The 18,187-nt window shown below is 65.4% G+C and carries 16 protein-coding genes; 7 read left to right on the top strand and 9 right to left on the bottom strand.

Annotated features, from left to right (window positions below; translation table 11 throughout):
* Positions 1-105: 105 nt before the first annotated feature.
* The gene (locus LQG66_RS11695; RefSeq protein ID WP_231326372.1) at positions 106-1,530 is read right to left on the bottom strand and encodes an amidase; all 1,425 of its coding nucleotides are present in this window, start codon (positions 1,528-1,530) and stop codon (positions 106-108) included.
* Between the two features lie 79 nt (positions 1,531-1,609).
* On the bottom strand, positions 1,610-2,386 hold the full coding sequence (locus LQG66_RS11690; protein WP_231327754.1) for an SDR family oxidoreductase: 777 nt from the start codon (positions 2,384-2,386) through the stop codon (positions 1,610-1,612).
* Between the two features lie 160 nt (positions 2,387-2,546).
* Between LQG66_RS11690 and LQG66_RS11685 the strand changes: the two genes are divergently transcribed.
* A complete protein-coding gene (locus LQG66_RS11685; protein WP_231326371.1) occupies positions 2,547-3,620 on the top strand; it encodes a tartrate dehydrogenase in 1,074 nt (357 codons plus the stop codon).
* Positions 3,621-4,009: 389 nt separating this feature from the next.
* Here the strand turns inward: LQG66_RS11685 and LQG66_RS11680 are convergent, their stop codons facing one another.
* The 3 genes from LQG66_RS11680 to LQG66_RS11670 all read right to left on the bottom strand — a co-directional run bounded on the left by LQG66_RS11680 (position 4,010) and on the right by LQG66_RS11670 (position 7,387).
* Positions 4,010-4,924, bottom strand: a complete 915-nt coding sequence (locus LQG66_RS11680) for an NAD(P)-dependent oxidoreductase (RefSeq protein WP_231326370.1) — start codon at positions 4,922-4,924, stop codon at positions 4,010-4,012.
* A 253-nt stretch (positions 4,925-5,177) separates the two neighbouring features.
* Positions 5,178-6,428, bottom strand: coding sequence for a Zn-dependent hydrolase (locus LQG66_RS11675; protein ID WP_231326369.1), 1,251 nt, complete (start codon positions 6,426-6,428; stop codon positions 5,178-5,180).
* A complete protein-coding gene (locus LQG66_RS11670) occupies positions 6,425-7,387 on the bottom strand; it encodes a LysR family transcriptional regulator (RefSeq protein ID WP_231326368.1) in 963 nt (320 codons plus the stop codon). Before LQG66_RS11670 ends, LQG66_RS11675 begins: the two co-directional genes overlap by 4 nt.
* 113 nt (positions 7,388-7,500) lie before the next feature.
* Between LQG66_RS11670 and LQG66_RS11665 the strand changes: the two genes are divergently transcribed.
* The 6 genes from LQG66_RS11665 to LQG66_RS11640 all read left to right on the top strand — a co-directional run bounded on the left by LQG66_RS11665 (position 7,501) and on the right by LQG66_RS11640 (position 13,106).
* On the top strand, positions 7,501-8,319 hold the full coding sequence (locus LQG66_RS11665; protein WP_231326367.1) for a putative hydro-lyase: 819 nt from the start codon (positions 7,501-7,503) through the stop codon (positions 8,317-8,319).
* Positions 8,320-8,404: 85 nt separating this feature from the next.
* Positions 8,405-9,649, top strand: a complete 1,245-nt coding sequence (locus tag LQG66_RS11660; protein ID WP_231326366.1) for an ABC transporter substrate-binding protein — start codon at positions 8,405-8,407, stop codon at positions 9,647-9,649.
* A gap of 158 nt (positions 9,650-9,807) precedes the next feature.
* Entirely contained in the window at positions 9,808-10,686 is an 879-nt protein-coding gene (locus LQG66_RS11655; protein ID WP_256460615.1) for a branched-chain amino acid ABC transporter permease, read from the top strand.
* On the top strand, positions 10,686-11,690 hold the full coding sequence (locus LQG66_RS11650) for a branched-chain amino acid ABC transporter permease (protein WP_231326365.1): 1,005 nt from the start codon (positions 10,686-10,688) through the stop codon (positions 11,688-11,690). The genes LQG66_RS11655 and LQG66_RS11650 overlap by 1 nt, the downstream gene beginning before the upstream one ends.
* Positions 11,687-12,418: an ABC transporter ATP-binding protein gene (locus LQG66_RS11645; protein ID WP_231326364.1), complete on the top strand. Its 732-nt coding sequence runs from the start codon at positions 11,687-11,689 to the stop codon at positions 12,416-12,418. The genes LQG66_RS11650 and LQG66_RS11645 overlap by 4 nt, the downstream gene beginning before the upstream one ends.
* Positions 12,402-13,106 carry an ABC transporter ATP-binding protein gene (locus tag LQG66_RS11640; protein ID WP_231326363.1) on the top strand — a complete coding sequence of 235 codons (705 nt, stop codon included), beginning with the start codon at positions 12,402-12,404 and terminating at the stop codon, positions 13,104-13,106. Before LQG66_RS11645 ends, LQG66_RS11640 begins: the two co-directional genes overlap by 17 nt.
* Positions 13,107-13,533: 427 nt before the next feature.
* Here the strand turns inward: LQG66_RS11640 and LQG66_RS11635 are convergent, their stop codons facing one another.
* From LQG66_RS11635 to LQG66_RS11620, 4 genes are all read right to left on the bottom strand, one after another.
* The gene (locus tag LQG66_RS11635) at positions 13,534-14,436 is read right to left on the bottom strand and encodes an ABC transporter permease (protein ID WP_231326362.1); all 903 of its coding nucleotides are present in this window, start codon (positions 14,434-14,436) and stop codon (positions 13,534-13,536) included.
* A gap of 3 nt (positions 14,437-14,439) precedes the next feature.
* Positions 14,440-15,342: an ABC transporter permease gene (locus LQG66_RS11630; protein ID WP_231327752.1), complete on the bottom strand. Its 903-nt coding sequence runs from the start codon at positions 15,340-15,342 to the stop codon at positions 14,440-14,442.
* Positions 15,343-15,469: 127 nt separating this feature from the next.
* Positions 15,470-16,759, bottom strand: a complete 1,290-nt coding sequence (locus LQG66_RS11625; RefSeq protein ID WP_231326361.1) for an ABC transporter substrate-binding protein — start codon at positions 16,757-16,759, stop codon at positions 15,470-15,472.
* Positions 16,760-16,795: 36 nt separating this feature from the next.
* Complete coding sequence (locus LQG66_RS11620) at positions 16,796-17,833, bottom strand: ABC transporter ATP-binding protein (RefSeq protein WP_231326360.1); 1,038 nt, start codon at positions 17,831-17,833, stop codon at positions 16,796-16,798.
* Between the last annotated feature and the right edge of the window lie 354 nt (positions 17,834-18,187).

Genomic DNA, 18,187 nt, shown 5'->3' with positions numbered 1-18,187 from the left:
GGATTGTCAAAATGGCCGATCATGGACAAGTGGCGCCGCAGGAAACCCCAGGCCTATCGCCCCGGTCGGAGGAATGACCCCGGACCAGGGCGGCCGGTCGCTTGCTCAGCCCTTCGGCGCGCGCGGATCGATCGGGGTCATACCGGCGACGCCGAGGATGTCCTCGAGCACCTTGGCGCCGGCCAGCAGCTCGGCATCGGCGCGCGGGGCCGCGATCACCTGCAGCCCCACGGGGAGGCCGGACGCGGTGAAGCCGCAGGGCAGCGACAGGGCCGGGCAGCAGGCGAGCGTGATCGCATAGACGATGCCGAGCCACTGCACGTAGTTGTCGAACTTGTGCCCGGCGCACTCCGCGACGTAGCGGTTCTCGACCGGGAAGGGCGGCACGATCGTCGCAGGCGCCAGCAGCAGATCATAGGTCTCGAAGAACTTGATGGCGCGCGCTGTCATCGCGACGCGTTGCGCTTCGGCGCGGGTGATTTGCGCGACGGTGAGCTTCAGCCCTTCCTCGATGTTCCAGATCACTTCGGGCTTCAGGAGGTCGCGCTTGGTGCGCAGCAGCTCGGCCTTGCTCATCGCGAAGTCGAGCGCGCGCAGCACGTGGAAGCATTCGTGCGCCTCGCTGAAGTCGGGATGCGCCTCCTCGACGATCACGCCGAGCTCCGCAAAGCGCTGCGCCGCCTTGCGGGTGACGGCCGCGACCTCGGGGTCGACGGGCGTGATGCCGAGGTCGGGCGAATAGGCAACCCGCACCGGCTTCTTGCCGGAGCGCGCCGCCGCCAGGAACGAGGTGGCGGGGGAGGGCAGCGAGATCGGATCGGCGGCATGCTCGCCGCTCATCGCGTCCAGCAGCAGCGCGAGGTCCTCGACGTTGCGCGCCATCGGGCCCTGGACGCCGAGATTGCGATCGACCGCGACGGCCGGCGTATGCGCGACCCGGCCGAAGCTCGGGCGCAGGCCGACGATGCCGCAGAAGCTCGCGGGATTGCGCAGCGAGCCGCCCATGTCGGAGCCGTGCGCGAGCCACGCCATGCCGGTCGCGAGCGCGACCGCAGCGCCGCCCGAGGAGCCGGCGGCCGAGCGGGACGTATCCCAGGGATTGAGCGTGGCGCCGAACACCTCGTTGAACGTGTTGGCGCCGGCGCCGAACTCCGGCGTGTTCGACTTGGCGTAGATCACGCCGCCATTGGTCTCGAGATGCTCGACCAGGAGATCGGAGCGTTCCGGAATCCGGTCCTTGAAGATCGGCGAGCCCTGCGTGGTGAGCACGCCGGCGACATCGGTGAGGTCCTTGATCGGAACGGGAAGTCCGCCGAGCAGCCCGCGCTCTGCGACCGGCTTCTGCATCAGCGCCTTGGCGCGGTCGCGGGCACGATCGAAGCACAGCGTGGGCAGCGCATTGACCTTGTCGTCGACGGCTTTGATGCGCGCTTCCAGTGCGTCGAGGCAATCGAGCGGCGTGACCTCGCCGGCTTTCAACTTGTCGACGACGGCGCAGGCGGTCTCACGGATCAATCCCTGGTCGGCCAAAGTGCAGTTCTCCTGATTGGAAGCGTCCCGGCGCCACGTTGTAGATCATGTTTCGGCTGACGCGGAAAGGTCGCGGCCATCAACCCCACCCTGCGCTGATGCCGCCGTCGACCGTATAGATGACGCCGGAGGTGTAGCCGGCGCGATCCGAGGCGAGGAAGGCCATCAGGTCGGCGATCTCGCGCGGATAAGCGGGGCGGCCGAGCGGCAGGCCCTTCTGAAATTCCGTGTAGCGGTTCTCGTCGCCGAACAGGTCGCGGGCGCGGGTCTTCAACAGGGTGACATGGCGATCGGTGCCGACCGGCCCGGGATTGATGCCGATGACGCGGATGTTGTCGGCGAGGCTCTTGGAGCCGAGCGCGCGGGTGAAGGCCATCAGCGCCGCATTGCCGGCGCTGCCGCAGATGTAGTTGGCGTCGAACTTCTCGCCGGCCGCGCCGATGTCGTTGATGATGACGCCATGTCCACGCGCCTTCATCTGCGCATAGACCAGGCGGGTCAGGTTGATGAAGCCGAATACTTTCAGGTCCCAGGCGTGCCGCCACGCCGCCTCGTCGATCTTGTCGATGGCACCGCCAGGAATGTCGCCGGCATTGTTGACGAGGATGTCGATGTCGGCCGCCTCCTGCGCCAGCCGCGCGACGTCCTCCGATTTGCGCAGGTCCACGACGTGCGACGCCGCATCGATCTGATGCTTCGATCGGAGCTGCTCGACCAGCGCCGTGAGCCGGTCGCCACTGCGCGCCGCGAGCCTGACGTGACAGCCTTCCTCGGCGAAGGCTTCAGCCGCCGCGGCGCCGATGCCTTTGGAGGCGCCGGTGATGAGAACGCGCTTGCCGCGCAGATGAAGGTCCATGAACATGCTCGCTGAGGTGGAGGAGAAGACCGGATTGTCGGGCGCGTCAGCCATGCGGTCAATCTTGCACCGCAGCGTTGCGCTTCACGGCCGTTTGGTCCATTCAGACGTTGACAATTTCGGCCAGATCGCCGGCCCAGACACTGCAAGGATCCGCTCGATGAGCAAGAAGCCCTATCGCATCGCAGTCATTCCCGGCGACGGCATCGGCAAGGAGGTCATGCCCGAGGGCATTCGCGTGATCGAGACGGCCGCCAAGAAGCACGGCGTCGCGGTGCAGTTCGATCATTTCGACTTCTCGAGCTACGACTATTACGAGAAGCACGGCCAGATGATGCCGGACGACTGGAAGGCGCAGATCGGCGGCCATGATGCGATCTATTTCGGCGCCGTCGGCTGGCCGGCGAAGATCGCGGACCACGTCTCGCTGTGGGGCTCGCTGATCAAGTTCCGCCGCGAGTTCGACCAGTACGTCAACCTGCGGCCTGTCAGGCTGATGCCCGGCGTGCCGTCGCCGCTCGCTGGCCGCAAGCCCGGCGACATCGACTTCTGGGTGGTGCGCGAGAACACCGAAGGCGAGTATTCCTCCGTCGGCGGCCGCATGTTCCCGGACACCGAGCGCGAGTTCGTGACGCAGCAGACGGTGATGACCCGCACCGGCGTCGACCGTATCCTGAAGTTCGCCTTCGAGCTCGCGCAGTCCCGCCCAAAGAAGCACCTGACCTCGGCGACCAAGTCCAACGGCATCTCGATCACGATGCCGTATTGGGACGAGCGCGTCGAGGCGATGGCGAAGTCCTATCCGGGCGTGAAGTGGGACAAGTACCACATCGACATTCTCACCGCGAATTTCGTGCTGCATCCCGATTGGTTCGACGTGGTGGTCGGCTCGAATTTGTTCGGCGACATTCTCTCCGATCTCGGCCCTGCCTGCACCGGCACGATCGGCATCGCGCCCTCGGGCAACATCAATCCGGAGCGCAACTTCCCGTCGGTGTTCGAGCCGGTGCACGGCTCGGCGCCTGACATTGCGGGCCAGGGCATCGCCAATCCGATCGGCATGATCTGGTCGGGCGCGATGATGCTGGAGCATCTCGGCGAGAAGCAAGCAGCGCAATCGATCGTCGGCGCCATCGAGCGCACGCTGGCCGAACGCACGTTGCGGACGCGTGATCTCGGCGGCAATGCCGATACCACGGCGTGCGGCAAGGCCGTGGCGGACATGGTGGATTAGTAACGGCTGTTTATTGTCGCCCCGGCGAACGCCGGGGCCCATAACCACCGGCCGTTGTTGTCGAGAATGGCGTCTGCCACCGTCCACTCTCGAGACATCACGCAGTATGGGTCCCGGCGTTCGCCGGGACGACAGCGGTGGTGGGGCGACGGCTCTATCAACAACGTCATTGCGAGGAGCGCAGCGACGAAGCAATCCAGGGTCGTCGCGGGACTCTGGATTGCTTCGCTGCGCTCGCAATGACGGAGCTTGTAGGGTGGGCAAAGGCGCAGCCTCGCTATCTCCTTCACACGAGATCGCCGTGGCGCCGTGCCCACCATCCAACCGGTGAATGCGCTGATCGACGGTGGGCACGCTGCCGCCGCTTTGCGGCGGCGACTTTGCCCACCCTACGCGTCAGCCGCCACCCGGCGGCAATGCTCCCATGCCGCGTGGATCAGGTTCTCGCTCGCCTCCGGGGTGCGGAAGGCGGAATGCGCCGACAGCGTCACGTTCGGGATCGTCGTCAGCACGTGGCCGGCCGGCAGCGGCTCGGTGTTGAAGACGTCGAGGCCGGCGTGGCGGATGTGGCCTGATCGCAACGCGTCGATCATGGCGGGCTCGTCGACGATGGCGGCGCGCGCCGTATTGACGAAGATCACGCCGGGGCGCATCTGCGCGATGCGCTCGCGCGACAGGAAGCCGCTTGTGTCGTCGTTGAGCAGGAGATGCAGCGACACGACATGGCTCTGTTTCAGCAGCGTGTCGAGATCGACGAAGTCGATGCCCGGATGGCTCTTCGGCGAACGGTTCCAGGCGATCACCTTCATGCCGCTGCCCGACGCGATGCGCGCCACTTCCGCGGCGATGCCGCCGAAGCCGATCAGGCCGAGCGTCTTGCCGGTGAGCTGCATGCCGTCGTCGCGCAGCCAGTTGCCGGCGCGCATCTCGCGATCCATCTGCGCGAGGCCGCGGGCCGACGCCCACATCAGCGCGACAGCGGCTTCCGCAACGGCGGTGTCGCCATAGCCCTTGATGAGGTGCACCGTGATGCCGAGCTCGCTGAGCTCCTCAGGGTTCATGTAGCTGCGCGCGCCGGTGCCTAAGAACACGACGTGCTTGAGCCCTTTGCATTGCTTCGCGACATCGGTCGGCAGGGCGGTGTGGTCGACGATGCCGATCTCGGCGCCGCCGAGGATCGCCGGCCAGTCCTCCGGCTTGATGTCGGGGTCGAGATGCACGCGCATCTCGGGATCGCCTGATTTGCGCTGCCGCTCGAAGATCCCGGCAAGCGACTCGTTGGCGTCGATGAAAACTCCGCGCACGTGATGGTCTCCTAACTGTCCAGCCTAGCTAGTGAGGCAACGAAGGTGAACTCCCTCCCCCCTTGTGGGGGAGGGGTGGGGAGGGGGGGTAGCCCCGGGCGATACCGCCGTTGTGGACCCCCACCCCCAACCCCTCCCCGCTGCCGACAATCGCTGCGCGATTGCGGCGGGGGGAGGGGAGCCCAGCGTGCCTGCGCTATTCAGGCTTATGATTGATCACTGATAGTCCAATGGAGCCAGCTGACTTAGCCGATCACGACGCCACGCCCGCCAGCGACAGCACGGTGTGCAGCAGGACGTTGGCGCCGGCCGCGCAGTCGGATTGCGTCGCATCCTCCAGCTCGTTGTGGCTGATGCCGTCCTTGCAGGGCACGAACACCATCGCCGCCGGCATGATGGTGTTGAGATTGCAGGCGTCGTGGCCGGCGCCGGAGGTGATGCGCCGGTGCGAATAGCCGAGCGTGCCGGCGGCGCGCTCGACGGCGTCGACGAGCTTGGGATCGAAATGGGTCGGCGGCTTGCGCCAGACCTGGTCGATCGCGATCTCCACGCGTCGTTTCTTCGCGATCTCGCCTGCCGCAGCCCGCAGGCTGGCATCGAGGGCCTCGAGCGTGTCGGCATTGGCGCTGCGGCAGTCGATGGTGAAGGCGATCTCGCCGGGGATGACGTTGCGCGAGGGATTGGCGATCACGGCCTCGCCGATGGTGGCGACCGCATTCGGCCCGAGCTTCAGCGCGATCTGTTCCAAGGTCAGCGCGAACTCCGACAGCGCGAGCAGCGCGTCGCGCCGCAGCGGCATCGGGGTCGAACCGGCATGGCTCTCGAAGCCCGTGACCTTGCCGTCGTACCAGAACACGCCCTGGCCGTGATCGACGACGCCGATGGTCTTGCTCTCGGCCTCCAGGATTGGGCCCTGCTCGATGTGCAGCTCGACGAAGCCTGAGAATTTCTGCGTGCCGACCTTGGTCGCACCGCGATAGCCGATGCCGTCCAGCGCCGCGCCGACGGTCGTGCCCTCGGCGTCCTTGCGCGACAAAATGTCCTCGACGGTGAAGTCGCCGACATAGGCGGCGGAGGCCATCATGGCCGGGGCGAAGCGCGAGCCTTCCTCGTTGGTCCAGTTGACGATGCAGAGCGGGGCGTCGGTCTCGACGCCGGCGTCGTTGAGCGTGCGGATCACCTCCAGCGCACCGAGCGTGCCGAGGATGCCGTCGAACTTGCCGCCGGTCGGCTGCGTATCGAGATGCGAGCCGAGCCCGACCGGCAGCTTCGACATGTCGCGGCCTTTGCGGAGGCCGAACATCGAGCCGAGCGTATCGACGTGCACCTCGAGGCCGGCGTCCTCGCAGGCCTTGCGAAACCAGTCGCGGACCTGCTTGTCCTCCTGGCTCAGGGTCAGCCGGCGCACGCCGCCCTTCGGCGTGGCGCCGAACCTGGCGGTCTCGTGGATGCTGTCCCAGAGGCGGGCGGAATCGATCTGTAGATTGGTGACGGCGCGGCTCATGCTTGAAGTCCCTGTACTCCGGCGTCCTGTCCATCGCGCGCTGCGGCGACGGCGTCAACCGACGCGGCCGGATGGCTGGCCGTCTGCGCGGTTCTGGCTGCGAGCTCGGCGACGCGCTCGATCGCAACCATTTCGGGGGACGACAGCCAGCTTGCGGTGAAGGTCAGCGGCGGAATCCGAAGATCCGTCTTGAGCTCCTGCAGGCGGCCGCTGGCGAGCTCCTGCGCGACGATCGCGGCGGGAATGACGGCCACGCCCAGCCCCTCGATCGCCATGTGAATCACGGTCGCCAGGGAGGCGCTGGCATGCAGCCGCATCGGCGGCAGATGCGGGCGATTGAACAGCGAGCGCACGTTGTCATAGGGCTGCGTCTTGCGCGGGAAGGTGATGATCGGAAACCGCGCCATGTCCTCGGCTGTGACGAGCCCGGGACCGAGGCCGAGGGCGGGGCTCGCGAGAAAGCTGATGGGATAATCGCACAGCACGCGGCTGCGGATGCCGGGCGCGGAGGGGGAGCCGAGTGCGAAGGCCAGCTCGATCTCCTGCGCCAGGAGCCGCGCGTGCAAATTGGGCGTGACGTCGACCTCGATCTCCAGCGACAAATTGGGATAGCTCTCGTTGACGCGCTTGATCAGCCGCGGCAGCCAGTCGTGCACGATCGTTTCTGCAACGCCGAGCCGGAGCACGCCGCGCATGGCCGAGCGGTCGCCGACCTCCGCCAGCATCTCCGCGCGCAGGCCGATCAGCTTCTCCGCATAGACCAGCATCTGGCGTCCAACAGCGGTCGGCGAGGCCACGCGATGATCGCGGTTGAGCAGCTTGACGCCGAGCTCGCGCTCGAGCTGGGCGATGCGCTGGGAAATGGCGGGCTGGGTGGTATTGAGCCGCTGCGCCGCGCCCCGGAAGCTGCCGAGCTTGACCACCCACAGGAATGTCTCGATGGAACGGAAATCCAACATCGGGCCCACCTCGGATCAATTTGTCTTATCGATCCTGATTAAAAACGAAGATTAGACTTTATATCATGGCTGAGGTTGAGTGAGTTTGTCGAGATATTAGGCAAATGGCTCAAATGACTGTTTCTATGGCAGTGCAGCAACCAGCCGGTGGAACGGAGCTTCTTCCGAGCCATCAGGCCCGTCTGGATTACCGCACCGGCAAGGGCTGGAGCACGGCGGGCGTCGCCAATGGCTTCGTGCAGGGCAACCTCGCCATCCTGCCGGAGAAGTACGCCGGCGCCTTCCACCGCTTCTGCCAGCTCAATCCGAAGCCGTGCCCGATCATCGGCATGTCCGATCCCGGCGATCCGCACATCCCCGCGCTCGGCGCCGACCTCGACATTCGCACCGACGTGCCGCGCTATCGTGTCTGGCGCGACGGCGAGATGGTCGAGGAGCCGACCGATCTGCTTGCGCATTGGCGCGACGATCTCGTCACCTTCGTGCTCGGCTGCTCGTTCTCGTTCGAAGAGGCGCTGATGGCCGACGGCCTGCCGATCCGCCACATCGAGCAGGGCTGCCGGGTGCCGATGTACCGCACCAACATTGCCTGCACGCCGTCGGGGCCGTTTGCCGGGCCCATGGTGGTGTCGATGCGTCCGTTCAAGCCGGCGCAGGCGATCCGCGCGGTGCAGATCACGACGCGCTTTCCCGCCGTGCACGGCGCGCCGGTGCATCTCGGCCATCCAGATCTGATCGGCATCGCCGACATCAACACGCCCGACTACGGCGATCCGGTGCCCGTCGCCACCGACGAAATTCCCGTATTCTGGGCCTGCGGCGTGACACCGCAGGCGGTGATCGCGGCCGCGAAGCTGCCGTTCGCGATCACCCACGCGCCGGGCCTGATGCTGATCACCGATCTCAGGAACAAGGATCTCGCCGTGCTCTAATCAGGCAGCACATGCCGCTTCTTGAGGCTTTACCGACGCCGTCAACCGCTTCATCGATCTCAGCCGTTCATCAGAGGATCTTGCAATGACCATTACGCGCCGCAACGTCTTGCTTGGAGCAACCGCCGCCGCCGCGCTCGGGCCGATCGCCGCCCGCGCCCAGACTTCAGAGGTGAAGATCGGCGTCATCTACCCGTTCTCCGGCGCCAGCGCCCAGATCGGCGTCGACGCACAGCGCGCCTTCGAGACCGCGGCCGAGATCATCAACGGCAAATACGACTACGACCTGCCGCTGGCGCGTACAGAGGGCTTGCCCGGCCTCGGCGGCGCCAAGATCAAGCTGGTGTTCGCCGACCACCAGGCCGATCCGCAGAAGGGCCGCGCCGAGGCCGAGCGCCTGATCACGCAGGAGAAGGTTTCGGCCATCATCGGCTCCTATCAGAGCGCCGTCGCGGTCACCGCGAGCCAGACCTGCGAACGCTACCAGATCCCGTATCTCTCGGCCGACAACTCCTCGCCGAGCCTGCATCGCCGCGGCTTGAAGTACTACTTCCGCGCAGCGCCCCATGACGAGATGTTCTCCGGCGCCATGTTCGACTTCTTCGACATGATGAAGAAGAAGGGCACCAAGATCGAGACCTTGGCGCTGTTCCACGAGGACACCATCTTCGGCACCGACTCCGGCAACGCCCAGCTCAAGCTCGCCAACGAGCGCGGCTACAAGATCGTCGCCGACATCAAGTACCGCGCCAACTCGCCGTCGCTGTCGGCCGAGGTGCAGCAGCTCAAGGCCGCCAATGCCGACGTGCTGATGCCGTCGAGCTACACCACCGACGGCATCCTCCTGGTCAAGACCATGGCCGAGCTCGGCTACAAGCCGAACGCGATCGTGGCGCAGGACGCCGGCTTCTCCGAGAAGGCGCTCTACGACGCGGTCGGCGACAAGCTCGAAGGCGTGATCTCGCGGGGCTCGTTCTCGCTCGACCTCGCCGCCAAGCGGCCGATGGTCGGCAAGATCAACGACATGTTCAAGGCCAAGTCGGGCAAGGACCTCAACGACTTCTCGTCGCGCCAGTTCATGGGCCTGATCGTGATGGCCGACGCCATCAACCGCGCCAAGTCGGCCGACGGTGAGAAGATCCGCGATGCGCTGGCCGCGACCGAGATGCCGGGCGAGCAGACCATCATGCCCTGGAAGCGGGTGAAGTTCGACGAGAGCGGCCAGAACAACGACGCCGATCCCGTGCTGCTGCAATATGTCGGCGGCAAGTTCGTCACGATCTTCCCGGCTCAGGCCGCGGTGGCCGAGGCCATCTGGCCGATGAAGTAACGAACTCACGGGACGAGGGGCGGCGTTCTTTATCGGATTATGACGGAGCATCGGTTTTGCTCCGTCATTGCGAGGAGCGCAGCGACGAAGCAATCCAGGAGACCGAAAGAAGGTCTGGATTGCTTCGCTTCGCTCGCAATGACGGGGGAGCAATTGAAGTGACAGCAGAAACCATCATCCAAAGTCTCGCCAGCGGCCTGCTGATGGGTCTGCTCTACGGCCTGATCGCCGTGGGCTTAGCGCTCATCTTCGGCCTGATGGACGTCGTGAACTTCGCCCATGGCGAGTTCCTGATGATCGCGATGTACGCAACCTTCTTCCTGTTTGCGTTCTTTGCGCTCGACCCGTTGCTTGCGGCACCGCTGGTGGCCGCCGCATTGTTCGTGTTCGGCGCGGTGGTCTATCTCTTGGTCGTCAGGTTTGCGGTCAGGGCCAAGGCCAATACCGGCATGGTGCAGATCTTCTCCACCTTTGGCCTCGCGGTCCTCATGCGCGGCGTGGCGCAGTATTTCTTCACGCCCGACTATCGCAGCATTCCGCACTCCTGGCTCGGCGGCAAGACCATCTCGATCGGCGGCATCTACCTGCCGCAGCCGCAGCTGATCGGCGCGCTGATCGCGATCGCGGCGTTCGCTGGACTGTACTTCTTCATCCATCGCACCGATTTCGGCCGCGCGCTGGAAGCGACGCGCGAGGATGCCGGCGCGGTGGCGCTGGTCGGGATCGACAAGAACAAGGTGTTCGCGCTCGGCTGGGGGCTCGGTGCGGCGCTGGTCGGTCTTGCGGGTGCGGTCATGTCGATCTTCTTCTACGTCTTCCCCGACGTCGGCGCCTCGTTTGCGACCATCGCTTACGTGACGGTCGCGCTCGGCGGCTTCGGCAGCGTGTTCGGCGCCTTCGCCGGCGGCATCATCGTCGGCCTCGTCGAGGCCACCACGACCCTGATCCTGCCGCCGTCGCTGAAGACCGTCGGCATCTACGGCGTCTACCTGCTCGTCGTCTTCATCCGCCCGCGCGGCCTGTTCGGATCGATCTGATGGACCAGGCATTCATTCAACGTCGCCGCCGCGACCTCGTCGTCGCCGCCTTCCTCGCCGCGATCGCCGCTGCCGTGCCATTGTTCGTCAAGGACGTCTATGTCCAGAACATCATGGTGCTGACCCTGATGTATGCGGCACTGTCGCAGAGCTGGAACATCCTGTCCGGCTATTGCGGACAGATCTCGCTCGGGCATGCGCTGTATTTCGGACTCGGCGCCTACACCACCGCGCTGCTGTTCACCAAGTTCGGCGTGCTGCCCTGGTTCGGCATGCTCGCCGGCGGTCTCCTCTCCGCCGTCATCGCGATGGCGCTCGGCTATCCCTGCTTTCGTCTGGGAGGCCATTACTTCGTGATCGCCACCATCGTGATCGCCGAGATCACGCTGCTGCTGTTCCACAACTGGGATTGGGCCGGTGCCGCGCTCGGCATCGACATCCCGATCAGGCAGGACTCCTGGCTGACGTTCCAATTTACCCGCTCCAAGCTGCCATACTTCTATTTCGCTCTCGTGCTGGCCTGCGTCGCCTGGTTCGTCACCTGGTGGCTGGAGGACTCCAAATGGGGATACTGGTGGCGCGCGGTGAAGGACAATCCGCTCGCGGCCGAAAGCCTCGGTGTCGTCGTGTTCAATTCCAAGATGGGCGCGGCGGCCGTCTCGGCCTTCCTGGTCGCGATCGGCGGCAGCTTCTACGGGCAGTTCGTCTCCTACATCGATCCGGAAAGCGTGATGGGCTTCCAGTTCTCGCTGCTGATGGCGCTGCCGGCGGTGCTGGGCGGCATCGGTACCCTGTGGGGCCCGATGCTGGGCGCGGTGATCCTGATCCCGCTGACCGAGCTGACGCGGTCCTATATCGGAGGCTCGGGCCGCGGCGTCGATCTCATCGTCTATGGCGGCCTGATCATCGCGATCTCGCTGGCGCGGCCGCAGGGCCTGGTCAGCCTGTTCTCACGCAAGCCAAAGGCGGCGGCCAAGCCGGTCCGGGAGGCGGTGGCGTCATGACGGCACTGTTGGAAACCCGCAACGTCACCCAGCGGTTCTCGGGACTGACTGCAAACTCCGACGTTTCGATCTCGGTCGGCCGCGGCGAGATCGTCGGCCTGATCGGTCCGAACGGCGCCGGCAAGTCGACCCTGTTCAACCTGATCGCCGGCGCGTTCAAGCCCACGGAAGGCACGATCCTGTTCGAGGGCAGGGACGTCACGGCGCTGCCGGCGGCCGAACGCTGCCAGGCTGGAATCGGGCGCACCTTCCAGGTGGTCAAGAGCTTCGAGACCATGACGGTGATCGAGAACGTCATCGTCGGAGCGTTGGTGCGCACCAAGGTGATGCACGAGGCCCGCCGCAAGGCGCACGAGGTGCTGGCGTTCTGCGGCCTCGACGCCCGCGCCGACGTGCTCGCCAGCGATCTCGTGCCATCCGAAAAGCGGCGGCTCGAAGTGGCGCGGGCGCTTGCCACCGAACCGAAGCTGCTGCTGCTCGACGAGGTCCTCACCGGACTGACGCCGGTCGAGTCGCAGAAGGGTGTCGAGCTCGTCCGCCGCGTGCGCGACACCGGCATCACCGTGCTGATGGTCGAGCATGTCATGGAGATCGTGATGCCGCTTGTCGACCGCGCCATCGTGCTCGATCTCGGCAAGGTGCTGCTCGAAGGCAGGCCCACGGACGTCGTCCGCGATCCCAAAGTCATTTCCGCCTATCTCGGAGACCGCCATGCTGTCGGTGCGTGACGTCACCACCGCCTATCAGGGCCTGGTTGCGATCTCGAACGTCTCGATCGACGTCGAGCAGGGCGAGATCGTCTGCGTCGCCGGCGCCAACGGTGCCGGCAAGTCGACGCTACTGAAGTCGATCGCCGGCGCCGAACGACCGCGGGCCGGCCAGGTCACCTTCGACGGCAATCGCATCGACGGCATGGCGCAGCATCTGATCACGGCCAAGGGCATCGCCTATGTGCCGGAGAACCGGCGGCTGTTTCCGCGGCTCTCGGTGCGCGACAATTTACGGCTCGGCAGCTATCTCTACCGCGGCGAGGCCAATCGCGAAGAGCCGCTCGACTTCGTGTTCAAGCTGTTTCCGCGCCTCGCCGAGCGGCTCGAGCAGCGCGCCGAGACCTTGTCCGGCGGCGAGCAGCAGATGCTGGCGATCGGCCGCGCGCTGATGACCCGGCCGCGACTGCTGATGCTCGATGAGCCGTCGCAGGGCATCATGCCGAAGCTGGTCGACGAGATCTTCCAGGCCGTGAAGCGCATCCGCGACGCCGGCATGACGGTGCTGATCGTCGAGCAGCGCATGGCCGAGTGCCTGGAAATCGCCGACCGCGCCTACATCCTGCAGACCGGCCGCGTCCTGATGCAGGGGACGTCGGCGGAGATCAGCGGCAACAAGGATGTCCGAAGGGCGTATCTGGGGCTGTGAGTCGACGACTCTTGTAGGGTGGGCAAAGCGCCGCCGTCAGGCGGGCGCGTGCCCACCGGCGGTGCCAGCGAGTGAGGACGGTGGGCACGGCGCGCGAGACGGCCGAGCATAGACCCGACGATCTCGGCGCGCCTTTGCCCACCCTACAGACTGTGCGAGTTCGTCAAGCGCGCTGTGAGATACAGCGCCCTCCCCCCTTGTGGGAGAGGGCATGTGCGGCCTATCCAAGCACGCGGTTGGGTGAGGGGTCTCTCTCGGCGAGTATCGCTCGTAGAGACATACCCCTCACCCAACCGAGCTTGCGGCACTGTCCTACATGCCCTCTCCCACAAGGGGAGAGGGCGCATTTATTGGCACCGTGCTCGTTGCTTGTTGTCAAGCGTCGCGACGATGGGTGTTGATCGTTGCTACGTCCGTTGTTGAACGACTACACCATGCCCTTGCCGGCGTCGGAGCCCTGGCGGCGTTGGCGGGCCTGCAGGACGAGAATGACCGACAGTGCGGCGAAGATGACGAGGAACGACACCGCCGAGGTCAGCGTGCCCAGGGCGTAGATGTCGGGCTTGGTGACGGTCGTGGTCAGGCCCTGCAGCTCCAGCGGCAGCGTGTTGACCGAGCCGATCGCCTGGCTGGAGCGGGCGAGCTCGTCCCAGGACAGCGTGAAGCCGAACAGGCCGATGCCGACCACCGAGGGCAGGATGATCGGCAGCACGACGTGGCGGAAGGTCTGCCAGGGCGTGGCGCCGAGGTCGCGCGCCGCTTCCTCGAGCCGTCCGTCGAAGCGGTTGAAGATCGCGAACATGATCAGGAGGCCGAACGGCAGGGTCCAGGTCAGATGTGCGCCGAGGCCCGAGGTGAACAGGCCCATGCCGGTGGTCCAGCCGTCGGCCAGCCAGCCGAGCCCGACATTGGCGCCGTGCTTGTTGATGAAATCGTCGATCAGACGGAATTCAAGGGCGATGCCGAGCGAGGTGATGATCGACGGCATGATCAGGCTGGCGATCGCCGTGTAGAACACGAACGACGCGCCGCGGAATGGCTTGCGGAACGCCATGCCGGCTGCGACCGACAGCACCACGGTGATGACCATCACTACGAGCCCGAGCGCCAGCGAGCGCTTGAAGGCGGCGCCGATGTCGACGATGCCGCCGCCGGAAAACACCTTGGCGAACCAGGTGAGCGACACGCCGTTCATCGGGAAGGTGAGGCCGCCGTCGGGGCCCTGGAACGACAGGATGTAGATCGCGATCATTGGCCCGTACAGGAACAGCACGTAGCCTGCGAAGAAGGCGGCGAGGATGTAGAACGAGCGCGGACGCTTGTCGCCCATCTCTCACAGCTCCTTGCGGACGTCGACGATCCGCGTCAGCGCGGAGATGATCAGGACGGTGATACCGAGCAGGATCACGGCGTTCGCTGCGGCTGCGGGGAATTGCAGCGCGGACAGGCGCGACTCGATGATCTTGCCGGCGGAGGCGATCTGCTGGCCGCCCATGACGCCGATAGTGACGAAATCGCCCATCACGATCGTGATCACGAAGATCGAGCCGATCACGATGCCGGGCTTGGCCAGCGGAATGATGATGTTGACGAGTGTCTGCCAGCCGGATGCGCCGGCATCGTAGGCCGCCTCGATCAGCCGCTTGTCGATGCGGATCATCGAATTGAAGATCGGCACCACCATGAAGAAAGTGAAGAGGTGGACCAGCGCCAGCACCACCGAGAATTCGGAGAACAGCAGCCATTCGACCGGCTGGTTGACGAATCCGGCGCCGATCAGCCCCTGATTGACGAGTCCATTGCGCCCCAGCAGCGGGATCCAGGCGATCATTCGGATCACGTTGGAGGTCCAGAACGGGATCGTGCACAACAGCGACAGCACGATCTGCCAGGTCTTGCTGCGGACGTGAAAGGCGAGGAAGTAGGCGACCCAGAAGCCGATGAGCAGCGTCAGGCCCCAGGTCAGCAGGCACAGCTTCAGCGTCTTGAGATAGGTCTTCAGGATCGTGCACAGCTCGGGCAGGCCAGCGACACAGCCCTCGAACGTGTCGGTATAGCCGCGGAAGCTGAACGCCGGGATCATCTCATATTCGTTGTAGTCCCACACGCTCACGATGACGACGAGGACAAGCGGCAGCAGGAAGAACAGCGCGAACACCAGCGTCATCGGGCCGGCCTGCAGCCAGGCGATCGAGCGTACAGCCATTTTGCGCAAGCCGCGTTGCGGCGGCGCCAAAGTCTTGGGCGAGCTGTCGATCGTCACGGCCACGGAGGAAACCTGTTGTCCTGTGCGGAGGGTTGGCGACTGCGGAGGCGTGCCGCGCCCATGTCACCACGGGCGCGGCAGGGAGTGCGAGGTTAGATCAGGCGGCGATGAACTCGTTCCACTTGCGGACCATGTAGTCGTTCTCGTCCATCACGGCGTTCCAGCAGACGACGCCGCCCATGCGGTCCTCGTAGGAGCCGCCGTCGCGCACCGCGCCGGCCTTCTCCATCAGCGTGCCGTCCGGCCCCTTGATGTCGGCCTTGGCCGGCTTGCCATCCATCCAGTAGCCCCACTCGTCCTCGGTCATGTTGGCCTTGGCGGTCGAGAGCACGGCCGAGTAGTAGCCCTGGCGGTTGAGATAGGCGCCGGCCCAGCCGGACAGGTACCAGTTGACGAACTCATAGGCCCAGTCGAGCTTCGGGCCGCCGGCCACTGCCTTGGAGACGCAGAAGCCCGAGGCCCAGGAGCGGTAGCCTTCCTTGAGCGGCTGGAAGGTGCAGGCGATGCCCATCGAGCGCACCTTGGTGACCGCCGGCGACCACATCGACTGGATCACGGTCTCGCCGGAGGCCATCAGGTTGACGGACTCGTTGAAGTCCTTCCAGAACGCGCGGAACTGGCCGGCCTTCTTGGCTTCGGTCAGCACCTTCATGGTCAGGTCGATCTCGGCCTTGGTCATGTTGCCCTTGTCGGCATATTTGTACTGGCCGGTGGCCTCGACGACGAGGGCGGCGTCCATGATGCCGATCGAGGGAATGTTGAGGATCGCGGCCTTGCCCTTGAATTCGGGGTTGAGCAGCTCGGCCCAGGAATTGATCGGCCGCTTGATCAGGTCGGGCCGGATGCCCAGCGTGTCGGCATTGTAGACCGTCGGAATCAGCGTGATGAAATCGGTCGGCGTCGCCGAGAACGTCTTGGAATTCGCGCCCTCGAGATAGAGCACCTTCCACGGTGCGGTGCCCTGGCCGCCGATCTTCTTGCCGCTCGGCAGCTCACCCTTGGTGAAGACCGGTGTGATGTTGTCGAACTCTTTGATCTTCTTGGCGTCGAGCGCGAAGATGTTGCCGGACGGCACCAGCTTCTTGAGCGAGAAGTATTCGGTGTCGAGCACGTCGAAGGAGTTCGGCTGGGTGATGACGCGCTTGGTCACGTCGTCGGTCGTCGCCGTGATGTACTCGATCTTGATGCCGGTGTCGGCGAGGCACTTCTTCGAGATCTCGTCGCCCTCGTTCACGGCGGTGCCGAGATAGCGCAGCACCTTGGGGTCGGCGGCGTGGACGTAGGGCGCGCTGAGCAGCGTGCCCGAGCCGGCGAGACCGGCGACGCCGGCTGCGCCCTTGAGCAGAGAGCGGCGGCTGATGGATGTTGTCTTCGATCGATCGGTCATGATCATCTCCTTGAGGGAAAAACGAGCAAACGAAATTCAGGCGACCAGCTCCGCAGCCGGCGTGGCTGCGGCGGCGGGGCGGGTCGTCAGCGCATCGGCAAGCGCCGGATTCCAGGTCACGACGACGCGCTCGCCGATGCTGTGGGTGTCCCCGTCGAACTGGTCGTCGCCGAGCTGCGCCGATATTTCAGGGCCGCCGTCGGTCGCGACCGCGACCAGCACATACGTGCCCTGGTATTCGATCTTGCTGATGGTGCCGGGCACGGCCGGACCATCGATCGACGCACCCGCTGCCTTCAACTGGATGCGGTCGACCCGCACGGCAAACGTCTCGCCGCCGACTGGGATCACGTTGTGGCCGCCGATGAAGCGGGCGGCGAATTCGGTGCGCGGGTGGTTGAAGATGTCGCGCGGGCTGCCCTGCTGCTCGATGCGGCCGCCATTCATCAGTACCACGAGATCGGACAGCGCCATGGCCTCGTCCTGGCCGTGGGTGACATGGACGAAGGTGAGGCCGAGCTCGCGCTGCAGCCGCTTGAGCTCGGCGCGCATGCGTAAGCGAAGGAACGGATCGAGCGCGGACAGCGGCTCGTCGAGCAGCAGGATCTGCGGCGAGGTGATCAGCGCGCGGGCAAGCGCGACGCGCTGCTGCTGGCCGCCGGAGAGCTGCGCCGGCAGCCGGCCGGCGTAGCCCTGCATGTCCACGAGCTCGAGCAGCTCGCGCGCGCGTGCATGGCGCTCGGTCTTGGACACGCCCTTCATCTTCAGCGCAAAGGCGACGTTGTCGATGACGGACAGATGCGGAAACAGCGCATAGGACTGGAACATCATCGCGGTGCCGCGCCCCGCGGGCGGCAACTCGGTGACGTTCCTGGCGCCGACGATGATGTCGCCCGACGTCGCCGATTCGTGGCCGGCAATCATGCGCAGGGTGGAGGTCTTGCCGCAGCCGGACGGTCCGAGCAGGCAGCAATAGGAGCCGGCGGGAATCCGCAGATCGATCGCATCGACGGCGGTGACGTGACCATACATCTTCGTCACCTTCACCAGTTCCAAGCTCGCGCCCGCCGCCATCCGCCCTCCGTGTTTGCTGTCGTTACCGAGAACCGGACGTGATCACCGTCCGCATGGCCAGGTGTCCGCGTCCCGACCCGTGTGGTGTCTGCAACGGATATGCCAAGGATCGGCGTGCGGATGGGCCACTGCATAAAGAGCGCGCGCCGAACGGGATTCGTATGCAATTGCTATGAGAGCATTCTCACTCCAGGCGGATGGCCCGCTGCCGCCGGGCGCCAATCCGGGCAAACGGCCGCAGCCACGCCGGTGTGGAGGCATTTTGCCTGTTCCTTTCATGCTCCGTTCGCGCTCAACAGGTGTGGCTGCAATCGATGATGGAAGAACTGAACGGCTGGCCGCGCCGCGCCGGAG

Source organism: Bradyrhizobium ontarionense, from assembly GCF_021088345.1.
Lineage (GTDB): Bacteria > Pseudomonadota > Alphaproteobacteria > Rhizobiales > Xanthobacteraceae > Bradyrhizobium > Bradyrhizobium ontarionense.
Note: the sequence above shows the minus strand (reverse complement) of the source record. Positions and strands in the feature narration are given on the sequence as shown.

Bases quoted from the DNA above. Each gene is read 5' to 3' on its own strand.
- LQG66_RS11690 (WP_231327754.1), bottom strand. From the start codon at position 2,386: ATGGACCTTCATCTGCGCGGCAAGCGCGTTCTCATCACCGGCGCCTCC.
- LQG66_RS11685 (WP_231326371.1), top strand. From the start codon at position 2,547: ATGAGCAAGAAGCCCTATCGCATCGCAGTCATTCCCGGCGACGGCATC.
- LQG66_RS11675 (WP_231326369.1), bottom strand. From the start codon at position 6,428: ATGAGCCGCGCCGTCACCAATCTACAGATCGATTCCGCCCGCCTCTGG.
- LQG66_RS11670 (WP_231326368.1), bottom strand. From the start codon at position 7,387: ATGTTGGATTTCCGTTCCATCGAGACATTCCTGTGGGTGGTCAAGCTC.
- LQG66_RS11665 (WP_231326367.1), top strand. From the start codon at position 7,501: ATGACTGTTTCTATGGCAGTGCAGCAACCAGCCGGTGGAACGGAGCTT.
- LQG66_RS11660 (WP_231326366.1), top strand. From the start codon at position 8,405: ATGACCATTACGCGCCGCAACGTCTTGCTTGGAGCAACCGCCGCCGCC.
- LQG66_RS11650 (WP_231326365.1), top strand. From the start codon at position 10,686: ATGGACCAGGCATTCATTCAACGTCGCCGCCGCGACCTCGTCGTCGCC.
- LQG66_RS11645 (WP_231326364.1), top strand. From the start codon at position 11,687: ATGACGGCACTGTTGGAAACCCGCAACGTCACCCAGCGGTTCTCGGGA.
- LQG66_RS11640 (WP_231326363.1), top strand. From the start codon at position 12,402: ATGCTGTCGGTGCGTGACGTCACCACCGCCTATCAGGGCCTGGTTGCG.
- LQG66_RS11635 (WP_231326362.1), bottom strand. From the start codon at position 14,436: ATGGGCGACAAGCGTCCGCGCTCGTTCTACATCCTCGCCGCCTTCTTC.
- LQG66_RS11625 (WP_231326361.1), bottom strand. From the start codon at position 16,759: ATGACCGATCGATCGAAGACAACATCCATCAGCCGCCGCTCTCTGCTC.
- LQG66_RS11620 (WP_231326360.1), bottom strand. From the start codon at position 17,833: ATGGCGGCGGGCGCGAGCTTGGAACTGGTGAAGGTGACGAAGATGTAT.